Source organism: Pseudomonas sp. PGPR40 (assembly GCF_022014505.1).
Taxonomy (GTDB): Bacteria; Pseudomonadota; Gammaproteobacteria; order Pseudomonadales; family Pseudomonadaceae; genus Aquipseudomonas.
The window spans coordinates 14548-28935 of the sequence record NZ_JAKLSP010000023.1; the positions used below are offsets into that span (position 1 = coordinate 14548).

The 14388-nt window shown below is 57.0% G+C and carries 10 protein-coding genes and 1 riboswitch; of the genes, 6 read left to right on the top strand and 4 right to left on the bottom strand.

Annotated features, from left to right (window positions below; genetic code table 11):
* Positions 1 to 34: 34 nt before the first annotated feature.
* The gene (locus tag MEB48_RS19685) at positions 35 to 868 is read right to left on the bottom strand and encodes an EamA family transporter (protein WP_237885624.1); all 834 of its coding nucleotides are present in this window, start codon (positions 866 to 868) and stop codon (positions 35 to 37) included.
* Positions 869 to 1394: 526 nt separating this feature from the next.
* Between MEB48_RS19685 and MEB48_RS19690 the strand changes: the two genes are divergently transcribed.
* A complete protein-coding gene (locus MEB48_RS19690; protein ID WP_237885625.1) occupies positions 1395 to 3413 on the top strand; it encodes a patatin-like phospholipase family protein in 2019 nt (672 codons plus the stop codon).
* A 59-nt stretch (positions 3414 to 3472) separates the two neighbouring features.
* On the opposite strand, the gene MEB48_RS19695 is transcribed toward MEB48_RS19690, so the two are convergent.
* Entirely contained in the window at positions 3473 to 4351 is an 879-nt protein-coding gene (locus tag MEB48_RS19695) for a formate/nitrite transporter family protein (RefSeq protein WP_237885626.1), read from the bottom strand.
* A 106-nt stretch (positions 4352 to 4457) separates the two neighbouring features.
* Positions 4458 to 4856 (bottom strand): acyl-CoA thioesterase, encoded by a 399-nt coding sequence (locus MEB48_RS19700; RefSeq protein ID WP_330932714.1) that lies wholly within the window; start codon positions 4854 to 4856, stop codon positions 4458 to 4460.
* Positions 4857 to 6090: 1234 nt separating this feature from the next.
* On the opposite strand from MEB48_RS19700, the gene ltrA reads away from it, so the two are divergent.
* The 5 genes from ltrA (at position 6091) to MEB48_RS19725 (ending at position 13547) form a co-directional block, all read left to right on the top strand.
* Positions 6091 to 7779 (top strand): group II intron reverse transcriptase/maturase, encoded by a 1689-nt coding sequence (ltrA, locus tag MEB48_RS19705; RefSeq protein ID WP_237885627.1) that lies wholly within the window; start codon positions 6091 to 6093, stop codon positions 7777 to 7779.
* A gap of 130 nt (positions 7780 to 7909) precedes the next feature.
* A riboswitch (S-adenosyl-L-homocysteine riboswitch) is annotated at positions 7910 to 8008 on the top strand.
* A gap of 23 nt (positions 8009 to 8031) precedes the next feature.
* Complete coding sequence (gene ahcY / locus MEB48_RS19710; RefSeq protein WP_007898042.1) at positions 8032 to 9441, top strand: adenosylhomocysteinase; 1410 nt, start codon at positions 8032 to 8034, stop codon at positions 9439 to 9441.
* A 160-nt stretch (positions 9442 to 9601) separates the two neighbouring features.
* The gene (gene metF, locus MEB48_RS19715; RefSeq protein WP_237885628.1) at positions 9602 to 10447 is read left to right on the top strand and encodes a methylenetetrahydrofolate reductase [NAD(P)H]; all 846 of its coding nucleotides are present in this window, start codon (positions 9602 to 9604) and stop codon (positions 10445 to 10447) included.
* 193 nt (positions 10448 to 10640) lie between these two features.
* A complete protein-coding gene (locus tag MEB48_RS19720; protein WP_237885699.1) occupies positions 10641 to 11456 on the top strand; it encodes a substrate-binding periplasmic protein in 816 nt (271 codons plus the stop codon).
* A 222-nt stretch (positions 11457 to 11678) separates the two neighbouring features.
* The gene (locus MEB48_RS19725; RefSeq protein WP_237885629.1) at positions 11679 to 13547 is read left to right on the top strand and encodes a DEAD/DEAH box helicase; all 1869 of its coding nucleotides are present in this window, start codon (positions 11679 to 11681) and stop codon (positions 13545 to 13547) included.
* Between the two features lie 247 nt (positions 13548 to 13794).
* On the opposite strand, the gene MEB48_RS19730 is transcribed toward MEB48_RS19725, so the two are convergent.
* Positions 13795 to 14388: a YceI family protein gene (locus tag MEB48_RS19730; protein ID WP_237885630.1), complete on the bottom strand. Its 594-nt coding sequence runs from the start codon at positions 14386 to 14388 to the stop codon at positions 13795 to 13797.

A 14388-nucleotide genomic window follows, 5' to 3' on the forward strand; every position in this document is an offset into this window, starting at 1 on the left:
CAAGTTATAGAAAATCGAATTCCATCAGAGGTGACTAAAACTTCATCACCAACATGCCGATCAGTACCAACCCACAGGCTAAGAGCCGGGGCCTGCCGAAAGGTTCTTTCAGGTAGCGCATACCGAACAGCACCACCAGAATCACACTGATTTCGCGCAGCGCAGCGGCTTCGGCAATCGAGCCGAGCTGCATGGCCCACAGCACCAGAGCGTAACTGAACAGTACGCAAAACCCGACCACCAACCCTAACCGCCACTGCTCGCGCCAGAACAGCATAAACGCCGGGCGTTTGCTCGCCAGCGCCAATAGCGGAAACGGCCAGGCGCTGAACAAGGTGACCCATATCAGGTAATCCAGCGGATGGGACCAGCGCCGCAAGGCCTGGCCATCGATGAAGGTGTAGCAACCGATGCACAACCCGATCAGCACCACCACCGGCAGCATCGACCACGGCAGACGCACCCCGCCACCGCCCTGCCAGAGCAGGCACAACATGCCGAACGGGATCAGCAAAATGCCGAAGATCTGCTGAACCGTCAGCACTTCCCCGGCGAAGGTCAGCGTCAGCGCCAGCACCACCAGCGGCGACAGACCACGCATCAAGGGATAGACCAGACCCAGATCGCCGACCCGATAGGCTTGGATCAGCAGGTAGCGATAGAGCAACTCAAATGCCGCTGAAGCAAGAATCCATGACCACATTTCCAGTGGCGGCAGCGCCACGAAGGGCAGCATCAGGGCGACAAACAGCAGGGCCACGCTGTCCATGCAGGCCACCACCAACAGTCGCTCCGCGCTGAATTTGATCAGGGTATTCCACGCGGCGTGCAACAGCGCCGCCACCAATACCAGAACCGTCGCAAGCACGGCACACTCCTTTTGGTTGTCCGCCTCTTCCTTGTAAGACACGGCTTGCCGGCGATATCGTTCTGGAGATCGCCATCGCCGGCAAGTCGTGCTCCTACATAAAGCGGGGCAGAGAATTGATTCGCCATATTCCGCAGCTGTTTATACTGCAAGCGACCACGCCGCACTCAGTTGCGCACGCCTGACCGTGCTAACCACTTTGTTTTTCATCTACCTGCAACTTCGCAGTGCCGCTGCGATTGATGTGGCCGATTGACACTGCTGTGTCATAGCAAACAGCCGAAGAGAAAAGCGGAATTGAATGTCCAGACAAATTGGACGCAAGCTGTATGACGTTTCCTCAAACCTTTACACCAACCCTACGATGTTCACCTGAAAGGTTCATTCCAAAGCCTTTCAGCCATGCCCCGTCGCCTTTCACAGCAGTTTCGGACATTTGTCCCAAGCCATTACCCAGTGTTCTCGAGTCCCCCTCGACTCTCCTAAAGTGCAGCTTCCACATTAGCTCTCAAAGGAAGAGACACTCATGCCCAGCATATCTGTGCCCCAAACAGCTTCAGTGCGCCAATCGAGCAACTCGGAACATGCCACTCGAGGCCCGTCGTCAGGCCCAGTTGACCATGATTGGAGCGATTTCAAGACGGGCTCCAGGCACATCGGTCAAGGTCAAGGTCCGTCCGAAACCCTGGTGCAATCATTAACCGAGCGAGAGATGACAATCCGCCGCTATGACAATGGCGTAGTTGAAATAGACCTCAAGCGTCCCGACATCGACCGCTTGGTCCTCAGCGGCGGGGGGGCCAAGGGCGTAGCGTTTTCAGGGATGGTGAAAGCACTGGAGCAGCATCAGGCGCTGGACAAGATCCGAAGTATCTTCGGCTCATCGGCCGGCGCAATTTCGGCAGCTTTTCTGGCCAGCGGCATGGGCCATGCAGACTTCGACAAGATGTCGGACGAGACCAACCTCGTTTCCCTGCTCGACAGTCACAACAAGGTTCTGGGACCGATTCAGCACGTCAGTTCCGTCATCGGCAAAGGTATCGCGAAAATCCCTGGAAAGACTGGCACCATCGGACGACTGCTGTTCGATCTGATGCCTCGCCTCCAGTCCAAAGCCGTGCCGCTGGAAGAACTGCTTCACGAGAAAATGGTCGAGTCGATTCAATCACGCTTCACCCAGGCCCTTCACGACCCACAACAACAGCTTTCGCAGGCGACCAAGGACTGTGTAGAAAAAATAAACATCAACGGTTATGTGACATTCGGTGATCTGGCGACGCTGAGCAAAGACATGCCTGAAATAAAGCAACTGCATATCACCGGAACGGCCATGTTCGACGAACGCCCCCAAATGGTAGTGTTCAACGCCAGCCTGACCCCGGAGATGGACGTGGCTCGCGCCGCCCATATTTCAGGTTCGTTGCCCGTCGTTTTCCAAAAGCCCTCGGAACAAGGATTGCCCTTTCAGACTGACGAGGAGCGAACTTCCTTCCAGGACGGCGGAATCATGCTCAACACACCCGTCGTGGACCTTTACGAGCCTCAATTCCCAATGAGCCCAATTCCCGAAAGCGATCAGTTGATCCTCAAGTTCGAGAGCGGGAATGGCGGCAATAAAAAAGATCGTGGAACGCTGACCTCGGCACTGGCCGACAAATTTGTCGGCGTGAACTATGCAGCTCGGGATGCACAGGAAGCGAGCGGCATCAAAGCCTTTGAAAAGCAGACCATCATCGTTCCATTGAAGACTGAAAAAGGTGATTTTACGGGCACGTTGAACGGCACCGTCAACTTCAGCATGCCGTTAGAACACAAAAACAACCTGCAACAGAGACTGGACAATGAGGTAAGTGAATACCTCAAACGTCATGCAAGCAGCGAGACGTATACATTCAACTCAATCGGCGGCGCACTACTGACCCTCGATGATCGAATGTTCGACGCTGCAGCGAATGAACTGCAAAACGATCCGGCGTGTGCAGATGTCATCGACTTCCGCCAGCAAGCTCAACAGACAATGGCGAATTTAAGCCAGGCTCTGCTCGAGGCGAAAGCCACAAGCCCCGACAAGTTGAACCTTACTGCTCCATTGAAAGATGCCATCAACCGTTTTGATCAACTCGGTAATATGCCGGGCAAGATTGAATGGCTGGCGAAAAAACTCAACCATGGAAACGTTCCGGATTACATGGAGCTGCTTCAAGCGGTTAAACGCATTGACGCGGAGACTGCGGGGCCAAAATCCGTTGTGTTGACTAAAGCGATCGAGGAAATGGGTGTCCGCAACATCAAAACCAAGAGCGAAAATTTCATTCGCGAAGTGATCTCCCCCTCCTTATACCGTCTCGACCAACCTGATTCGAACGTCAAAGTGCTGACAAGAGCAATCTCCGATTTGCGAGAGTCGACGAACCCCGCGGACTTCAACGCTGTACTCAATCGGATCGCCGACAAGTACGTCTCGCGCAACTTCCCGAATTCGTCGCGCCCCTTCAAATCGACCACGGTCGCTCAAGTGCGGGCATGGCTGATTCCTGACCGATAAACACACATTGCAGAATGAATCGGGTAAGCAACTACCAATGCGTTGCCCGACTTTACTGTTTAGCGCTTGGGTGAATCCGGCCCAGCCTTGCTGCCATCGTATTTCGGTGCGCCGCTTTCACTGCGAATCTGCGCATGACTGATCAGCGCGAAAATAAAACTGCCGCCGATGATGTTCCCCACCAGCGTGGGACCTGCGAATACCAGCCAGAAATCCTTCCACGGCAACTCGCCGGCAAACACCAGGTACGAGACCTCCACCGCTCCGACCACGATGTGGGTGAAATCTCCCAGGGCCATGAAATAGGTGATGAGGATGATGATCCACATTTTGGCGCTTTCCATGGACGGGATCATCCAGACCATGGTGGCGATCATCCAGCCGGAGATGATGCCTTTGGCGAACATTTTGCTGGCATCGTTCTCCATGACCTTGCGCCCGATGTCGAGAAAGGCCAGATCGGTCTTGGTGTCGAAAATCGGCAGGTGCAGCATCACATACGCCACCAGCAAGGTGCCGCAGAGGTTGCCCACCAGCACGACCGACCACAGCCGAAACAACCGACCGAAATTACCCAGCGTAGGTTTGCTCATGATCGGCAGCACGGCAGTCAGGGTGTTTTCGGTGAAGAGTTGCTGACGGGCGAGAATCACCGCGAGAAAACCTGCGCAGTAACCGAAGCTGGCGATCACCTTGAAGCCTTCGCCGTCCGGCAGACGCGAGTTGAGCAGCCCCATGCCCATCAGCGACAAGCCCATGGTCAGGCCGGCAGCCAGGGCCGACCACCACAGCGCCGCGACGCTACGCTCGAGCTCCTTATCACCTTGGGTGCGAATGATTTCGTGCAACACCGCTGCGCGCGGTGGCTGGCTCTTGTCGACCTCGCGCTGTTCTTGCGCCGAGAGATCCGGGGTCTTGCCGTCTTTTTGAGTGTCCATGGGGACTCCTGAACCGCTGGCGTGCCATGTAGGGGTTGGCTGCCAGCGATCGGCGCGAGCCGGTTTTACTGTGACGCTAATGACGCCTTCGCTGGCAAGCCAGCTCCTACAAGGCGTCATCCTTGAACTGGTCTTTGACGTACCTGATCTCGGTCCGGCCATGCGGCGCGGGCAGGCCGTCTTCACCGAGGTTCACGAAAACCATCTTCTCTACCGTCAGGATGCTCTTGCGGGTAATTTTGTTGCGTACTTCGCAAGTCAGCGTGATCGAGGTGCGACCGAACTCAGTGGCGGTGATGCCCAGCTCGATGATGTCGCCCTGGCGCGAGGCACTGACAAAGTTGATTTCGGAAATGTACTTGGTGACCACGCGCTGATTACCCAGCTGGACGATGGCGTAGATTGCTGCTTCTTCGTCGATCCAGCGCAACAGACTGCCGCCGAACAGTGTGCCATTGGGGTTGAGGTCTTCGGGTTTTACCCATTTGCGGGTGTGGAAATTCATGCTCACTCCTGACCGTCTTGCCGATTGATGCCGGGCATCATGGCAGAGCCCGCCCCAAGCCTCTATTAAGCATCGACTATGGTCTCGATTACCGTTCGGACGTTGACCAACAGAAACACTTTGGAAGTATCGTCTACACGGCTATAATCGCCACCGTTGTACGACACGTAGATCGTGTCTCCGACTTCGAGGTGTAAGGTCATCTTGAAGGGTTCTTTTTCAGTAGAACCGAAGCTCAGGCACCCAATCCTGAGAACCAAAATCCTTTCCAAAGTCCTATGCCTTCAAGGACTTGCCGCTACGGCGGATGGCAATGTCAGGTCGATTCGCACTCTATATATCGACCTAAGAACCGGAGTTCCCGGTTCGAGAGTGCTCATTCATCTCAGCCCTATCTCAGGGCACAACCCTGCGGGAAATAATCCCCGTAGGGGTTATCTCCTGCCTCAGAAATAAGAGGCAATACTTCTTTCAAGCATGCCGCCTAACTAGGCAGTCCCTGCTTTCGTTTCGTCATTTCTCGGAGACATGAGCGCAAGCTCTGTTTGTCATTGTCCATCTACCTTGCCTGCAAGGTGGCAGCGGACTCGTTGTGCGACCAACGATAGCCTACGAAGACATGCGTCACTGGTAACGGTGGGGTGTGAAGTTTTTCTGACAATGTGCCCCCTAACGGGTGCGACCTCGCCGCGAGGCAGGACGCAGATGCTCGGAGCAGTACCGGGTTGAGGCGCTAGGCTGGCTGGCATGGGTAACCCATGTGAACTGCTGATAAACACCGTAACGATTGACGAGCCCAAACTGCTGACAGGCTCGAACCAAAAGGTATGTGGTCGGTTATCGCTGTAGCGGATAGAGATACGTCGCCGTATGACCACCGGTGGAAAGGCAGACCCTAACCCAGTCGTGTGACAGGCAGGGAACGTGGTAAGCCCGTATGGCTGCCTTCGGGCAGGTGAACCGCAAGGGGATCTGTTGGCTGTGCGGGTATGGGATCGCAGAGAAAGCGAACGCCGGGCTGTAATGGTCCGGATAGGGGTTGAGACATTACTCCACGGGAAACCGGGCAGACTTCTGCGTGGTCTTTCGTCGCATGAACTCTGACTGAACCTGTCTCAATGATCTTAGAGGCCAGCAACAGTGGTCTCCAATTAATCCAACCCTGACGGGAACGTCCATCCCCGTCAGGGGATGCGCACGTCTTCTGTTCGGGGAAACTTGAGAGGACGGCAGCATGATAGAACACAGCCTAAAGGCCGTGTCTGCGCCCTCCGGCGCTCCACAACAGTGGCACGACATCGATTGGCGTCGTGTTCAGCGGAATGTTCGGGCAATGCAGGTACGGATTGCGAAGGCTTGTCGGGAAGGCCAATGGCGCAGGGTTAAAACCTTGCAACGGATGCTGACCCACTCTCGAACGGCCAGGTACTTGGCCGTACGGCGAGTCACTGAAAACCAGGGTAAGCGCACGGCGGGAGTCGACCGCGTGCTCTGGGATACACCCGACGCGAAATGGAAAGCGGCAAACGGGTTGAAGCGCCACGGATATCAGCCACGGCCTTTACGGCGTGTGTTCATTCCGAAGTCGAATGGGAAAGAACGTCCTCTGGGCATTCCGACCATGACTGACAGGGCCATGCAGGCTTTATACCTGCTGGCGCTGGCGCCCATTGCAGAAACCACCGGCGATCCAAACAGCTACGGCTTTCGGATCGAGCGTTCGACGGCGGATGCGATGGGACAGCTGTTCATCTCTCTTTCTCAAAAGGTTTCGGCCCAATGGGTACTGGAGGCGGACATCAAAGGTTGCTTCGACCATATCAACCACGACTGGCTGATCGCCAACGTCCCTACGGACAAAACGATCCTTCGGAAGTGGTTGAAAGCTGGTGTGATTCACAAAGGCCAGCTACAGGCAACGAATGCCGGTACGCCGCAGGGCGGGATTATTTCGCCCACTTTGGCAAACATGGTGCTGGATGGTCTGGAAACACAGCTCAAGCAACATCTGGGCGTGACAAGGGCCAAGAAGCTGAAGATCAATGTGGTGCGATATGCGGATGATTTTGTGATCACTGGTAGCTCGAAAGAGATATTGGAAAACGAGATCAAACCTTGGGTGGAGCAGTTCCTTTCAGTACGGGGACTGCAGCTTTCACCGGAGAAAACCCATGTCGTCCACATTGATGAAGGCTTCGACTTTTTGGGATGGAATTTCCGCAAGTACAAAGGGAAGCTCCTGATCAAACCGAGCAAGAAAAACGTGCAAGCGTTCTATCGCAAGGTAAAGGAAGTCATCAGTACCAATAAAACGGCTAGGCAGGAGGACTTGATCCGACTGCTGAATCCCGTACTCCGAGGTTGGGCGATTTACCACCAGCCAGTGGTTGCCAAGCAGACGTACAGCCGCATGGACCATTTAATTAACTATGCGCTTTGGCGCTGGGCTAAACGGCGACACCCCAACAAGAATGCGGTCTGGATAAAGGAGAAGTACTTTCCCGCACAGGAGCAGAAATGTTGGGTATTCGCCGAGTCGGTGATAAACGGAAAGGGAGAACGTGTGACCCTAAAGCTGTACTCGTTAGCCGAGACCCCCATTGAGCGACACCGAAAAGTCAGCGGAGGATACAACCCCTTCGATCCTGCGATGGAGGGGATGAGCGAGAAACTGCGTATGGACCGAATGCTGAAAAAGATGAAGTACCGGAAGCAGATTGTCAGCTTGTTCCGAAGCCAGAATGGAAAGTGTGCGTTATGTGGGCAATCGATAACCAAAGAGACTGGATGGCACGACCATCACGTCATTTACCGCATTCAGGGTGGTGACGACTCTTTGGGCAATCGGGTACTATTGCACCCTGTTTGTCACCAGCGGCTCCACGCGCTGGGTTTGACAGTGAACAAACCGGCCTCTAATTGAGGTTTTGCAAGACTTGAGCCGTATGCGCTGAAAGGCGCACGTACGGTTCTTGGGGGGCCTCATTCCAGCAATGGAATGGGGCTACCCAACTCAAAACGGTCATCTTCGGTTGCTACCGTTTTCCCGCCACCTGTCCGAGGGGCGCTGCAGCAGGTTCGACCTGTCAGGCTCGGATGGGGCGTTGCCTGGCCACGGCCAGACACTAAACGCACAACGGCGCCCATTCGCATACATTACGAATGGAGGCTCTTCATGAGCGCTGTTATCACGCCTGTAGATTTTAACGATTACAAAGTCGCCGACATGTCCCTGGCTGCCTGGGGCCGTCGCGAAACCATCATCGCCGAATCCGAAATGCCAGCCCTGATGGGTCTGCGCCGTAAATACTCCGCCGAGCAACCGCTCAAAGGCGCGAAGATTCTCGGCTGCATCCACATGACCATTCAGACCGCCGTGCTGATCGAAACCCTGGTTGCCCTGGGTGCCGAAGTGCGTTGGTCGTCCTGCAACATTTTCTCGACTCAGGACCAGGCCGCTGCCGCTATCGCTGCTGCCGGTATCCCGGTTTTCGCCTGGAAAGGCGAGACTGAAGAAGAGTACGAGTGGTGCCTGGAGCAAACCATCCTGAAAGATGGCGCGCCTTGGGATGCCAACATGATCCTCGACGATGGCGGCGACCTGACCGAGCTGCTGCACAAGAAATACCCGGCGATTCTGGACCGCGTCCACGGCGTCACCGAAGAAACCACCACCGGCGTTCACCGTCTGCTGGATATGCTGGCCAAGGGCGAGCTGAAAATCCCGGCCATCAACGTCAACGACTCGGTGACCAAGAGCAAGAACGACAACAAGTACGGCTGCCGTCACAGCCTGAACGACGCGATCAAGCGCGGTACCGACCACCTGCTGTCCGGCAAGCAAGCGCTGGTCATCGGTTACGGTGACGTGGGCAAGGGCTCGGCCCAGTCCCTGCGTCAGGAAGGCATGATCGTTAAAGTCTCCGAAGTCGACCCGATCTGCGCCATGCAAGCTTGCATGGACGGTTTCGAACTGGTTTCGCCGTTCATCGACGGTATCAACAACGGTACCGAAGCGAGCATCGACAAAGCACTGCTGGGCAAGATCGACCTGATCGTGACCACCACCGGCAACGTCAATGTTTGCGACGCAAACATGCTCAAAGCCCTGAAGAAGCGCGCTGTTGTCTGCAACATCGGTCACTTCGACAACGAAATCGACACCGCTTTCATGCGCAAGAACTGGGCATGGGAAGAAGTGAAGCCACAGGTTCACAAGGTTCACCGCACCGGCCCGGGCGCTTTCGACGCTCAGAACGACGACTACCTGATCCTGCTGGCCGAAGGCCGTCTGGTTAACCTGGGCAACGCCACTGGCCACCCAAGCCGCATCATGGACGGTTCGTTCGCCAACCAGGTTCTGGCACAGATCTTCCTGTTCGGCCAGAAGTACGCCGACCTGTCGCCAGCCCAGAAAGCCGAGCGCCTGACCGTTGAAGTACTGCCGAAGAAACTCGACGAAGAAGTGGCCCTGGAAATGGTCCGCGGTTTCGGTGGCGTGGTCACTCAACTGACCAAGCAACAGGCTGACTACATCGGCGTGACCGTCGAAGGCCCGTTCAAGCCGCACGCTTACCGCTACTGATTGGTCCTGCTGCCTGCTCTCCCTTGTGGGAGCGGGCTTGCTCGCGAAGGCGGTTTAGCATTCAACATTAATGTCGTCTGACCCACCGCCTTCGCGAGCAAGCCCGCTCCCACATTAGGGTGTGCAAGCGTCCGGCTTACGTGTTTCCAAGGATATGACCATGTCCCAAGACCGTCGCTACAGCTTCGAGTTCTTCCCTACGAAGACCGATGCTGGGCATGAAAAACTGATCGCCACTGCCCGTCATCTGGCGACCTACAATCCCGACTTTTTCTCCTGCACCTACGGCGCTGGCGGTTCGACCCGTGATCGCACCCTCAACACCGTGTTGCAGCTTGAAAGCGAAGTCAAAGTCCCTGCCGCACCGCATTTGTCCTGTGTGGGCGACAGCAAGGACGATATTCGTGGCCTGCTGAGCCAGTACAAGGCAGCCGGCATCACACGTATCGTTGCGCTTCGCGGTGACCTGCCTTCGGGCATGGGCATGGCCAGCGGCGAGATGCGTCATGCCAATGACCTGGTTGAATTCATTCGTGAAGAGACCGGCGATCATTTCCATATCGAAGTCGCCGCTTACCCGGAAATGCATCCGCAAGCACGCAACTTCGAAGACGATCTCAACAACTTCGTGCGCAAGGCCAATGCCGGTGCCAGCAGTGCGATCACCCAATACTTCTTCAACGCCGACAGCTATTTCTACTTTGTCGAGCGTATACGGGCGAAAGGTGTGAACATCCCGATCGTGCCGGGGATCATGCCGATCACCAACTACAGCAAGCTGGCGCGCTTTTCCGACGCTTGCGGTGCGGAAATCCCGCGCTGGATCCGCAAGCAACTGGAAGCCTACGGCGACGACACCCAAAGCATCCAAGGCTTTGGTGAGCAAGTCATCACCGAGATGTGCGAACGCCTGTTGCAAGGTGGCGCTCCAGGGCTGCATTTCTACACGCTGAACCAGGCTGAGCCGAGTCTGGCGGTGTGGAATAACCTGAAGTTGCCGCGCTAAAAGTCGTTAAAGCAAGATCAAAAGATCGCAGCCTTCGGCATCTCCTACAGAGGTATGTACGCCCATGTAGGAGCTGCCGAAGGCTGCGATCTTTTGCTTTTCGACGCCCCTTTGTTGTGCAGTCATATCCTGAGATAGAGCTTCTGGATCCGGTTTCTGGCTCTTTATGATTTCTCGTCGTAATCTCAACCCCATGCCCTTGATCACCCAGTTACTGACCGTGCTTCTATTCACTTGCCTGAGCTTCACCGCTCGGGGCGAGAAGTTGCGTATTGTCACGGAACCCTGGGCACCTTATGTGTATGAGGAAAACGGTAAGTCTCTGGGGCTCGACTACGAAGCCACGGCCATCGTCTTCAAACGCCTGGGAATCGATGTGGAATGGCAGTTCCTGCCGTGGAAACGTTGCCTGTCGATGCTTGAGCAAGGCCAGGCGGATGGCGTGCTGGATATTTTCCACAGTGATGAACGCGACGCGACCCTGCTCTACCCCAGCGAACCGCTCTCGCAAGTCGAATTCGTGATGTTCTACGCCAACGAGCGACCCTATCCGTTTCGCACGCTGGACGATCTGAAAGGCCTGACCATTGGCACCTCGCCGGGCTATCTGTACAGCAAGGACTTCAGCGAATCGACGCTGTTCACCCAAGAGTCGGCGCCCACCCATGAAGCCAACTTCGGCAAACTGGTGCGCGGCCGCATTGACCTGCTGATCACTGATCGCCGGGTTGGCCAGTACTTGCTCGATCAACTGAACATCCGCGACAAGATCACCGAAAACCCAATCATCATCAGCCAGCAGAGCCAGTTTCTGGCGGTACGCCGCAATGCCGGGATGGATTTGTTGGTGCAGCGCTTCGGTGCCGAGCTCAAACGCTTCAAGCGCGAGCCGGCCTATGCCGAACTGAGCGCCCGCTATGGCGCCGGCCCGATGACCGAAGCACGGGCCGCCAGCGCCACCGCAACCGGCGGAAAAACCGTTGAGCAGCAGGAAAGCGGCGCGCAGTGATTGCTCTGTTATACTCCGGCCTTCCCGCCAGGCTCACGCCCGGACGCTCGGACTTGTTCAAGGCATCTCGACCCCGCTACAGCGCAGCTTTTCAGCCCGCGCGAGCGTTCCAGACGAGCCTTCGAGGCCCAGCAGGACCGGACGGGATTGCGTCCTCTTAAACGCGATTCGCGCCAGGCAAGACTCCCATTGGGCCAAGCCCTAACTAAAACAGGATTACTCATGTCCTTTGCTTCCCTCGGTCTCTCCGAGGCTTTAGTCCGCGCCATCGAGGCAGCGGGCTATACCGAGCCTACTCCGGTGCAACAGCGGGCCATTCCCGCCGTGTTGCAAGGTCGCGACCTGATGGTTGCGGCACAGACAGGTACTGGCAAAACCGGCGGCTTTGCCCTTCCGATTCTGGAGCGGTTGTTCCCCAACGGTCACCCGGACAAATCCCAGCGTCACGGCCCGCGCCAACCGCGCGTACTGGTCCTGACCCCAACCCGCGAACTCGCGGCCCAGGTGCACGAGAGCTTCAAGGTCTATGCCCGTGACCTGAAATTCGTCAGCGCCTGCATCTTCGGCGGCGTCGGCATGAACCCGCAGGTTCAGGCCATGTCCCGTGGTGTTGACGTACTGGTGGCCTGCCCCGGTCGTCTGCTCGACCTCGCCGGCCAAGGCAGCGTCGACCTGTCCCACGTGGAAATCCTGGTGCTGGACGAAGCCGACCGCATGCTCGACATGGGCTTTGTCCATGACGTGAAGAAGGTTCTGGCCCGCCTGCCAGCCAAACGGCAAAACCTGCTGTTCTCGGCGACGTTCTCCAAGGACATCACCGACCTCGCCGGCAAGCTGCTGCACAACCCGGAACGCATCGAAGTCACGCCGCCGAACACCACGGTCGAGCGGATCGAACAGCGCGTATTCCGCCTGGCTGCCAGCCACAAGCGTTCGTTGCTGGCGCACCTGATCACCGCCGGTGCCTGGGAACAGGTGCTGGTGTTCACCCGCACCAAACACGGCGCCAACCGTCTGGCCGAGTACCTGGACAAACACGGTCTCACCGCCGTCGCGATCCATGGCAACAAGAGCCAGAATGCGCGCACCAAAGCCCTGGCCGATTTCAAGGCCGGTGAAGTGCGCATCCTGGTCGCCACCGACATTGCCGCTCGCGGCCTGGACATCGACCAGTTGCCCCACGTGGTCAACTTCGAACTGCCGAACGTCGATGAAGATTACGTGCACCGTATCGGCCGTACCGGCCGCGCCGGTCGTTCGGGCGAGGCGATCTCGCTGGTGGCTCCGGACGAAGAAAAGCTGCTGAAAAGCATCGAGCGCATGACCAAGCAGAAGATTGCCGACGGCAACCTGATGGGCTTCGACTCCAGCGCCGTGGAAGCCGAAAAACCTGAAGTTCGCGAGCGTCCGGATGTGCGGAACCCGCGCAACCCACGTGGTCCGCGCGGTGATGGCCCCAACGGCAGCGGCGGTGGCGGCGGTCGTAAAGACAAAGGCAAGGACAAGGGCGGCAAGGAAAAACCTGCTGCTGGCCGTGGCGAGCGTCCTGCACGTGAACACAAGCCTCGCGAAGGCACCCCGGCCCGTGAGCAACAGCGCCCGGCACCTCGCGCCGCCGCTGACCGTGCTCCAGACGAGTTCCTGGACGATGATATCGATAACTTCGGTAACCGCGTCGACTACGTGCCTCAAGCCAAACCTGCTCAGGGCCGTGGTCGCCGTCCGGGCGCTCCGGCACAAGGTGCAGGTGCAGGTGCAGGTGCTCCGCGCACCGGCCAGCCACAAGGTCGCCAGAACGGTCCGCGCAACAGCAGCGGCGCAACCACCGGTACGCCACCGGCCAAGCGCAGCGGCCCACGCAGCGGTGCTCCACGTGATGGCCAGGCCCGTCGCGAAGAGTCCCGCAACCGCCGCCCGGCCCGTGACGAACAATCTCGTTCGGAACCGGCCGTGCAGAACCCACGGGGTCCGGCACCGAAGATCATTCACAAGGAGTCGAAAAGCGATCGTTTCCCGACACCTGAGCAACTGGATCAACTGCCAGGCCGTCCGCGCGGTGAAAAACCAGCGTTGCTGACACGCAATCGCTGAGTTCTTCAAAGCCATGAAAAATGCCCCGGATCGCGAGATCAGGGGCATTTTTTATGCCTCAACATAACCCTGTAGGAGCCAGGCTTGCGGCGAAGGGGGCGACTCGGTTTTTGCGGTGCGGCGGATGACGTCTTCGCCGGCAAGCCTGGCTCCTACAGGGTCATGTGTCGATCGGCCCGAACCCGTCAGAAACAAAAAACGCCCCTGATCGTTAGAGCAGGGGCGCTTTTTATTCAAACAGCGAAATTCACTTCGCCTTCACACCTTCAAATGTAACGTACAGCTCGACCATGTCGGACGATGGACCCAAATCTTTCTGTTTGCCGAAATCGGAACGCTTGATGCTGGTGGTGCCTTCGAAGCCGGCACGGTAGCCGCCCCATGGATCCTTGCCTTCACCCAGGAAGGTGGCCTTGACCACGATTGGCTTGGTCACTCCCAACAGGGTCAGGTTACCGGTTACGTCGGCAGTGTCTTTACCAGCGGCGTTTTTGCCGGTGGATTTGACGCTGGTGGAGACGAACTTGGCGTCGGCGAATTTGCCCACGTTCAGGAAGTCACCGCTGGCGATGTGCTTATCGCGTTCGGCATGGTTGGTGAACACGCTGGCGGTGCGCACATTGAACTCGATCTTGCTGTCTTCAGGCTTGGCAGCGTCGAAGTTGAACTTGCCGTCGATATCCTTGAAGGTACCGGTGATGTAGCTGTAACCCAGGTGGCTGATCTTGAAGTCAACGAAGGCGTGCTGGCCTTCTTTGTCAACCACGTAGTCGGCCGCCATCACGTTAGCGGACAGCAGAGCAGAACCGATTGCCAGAGCGGCGAGTGTCTTTTTCAACAT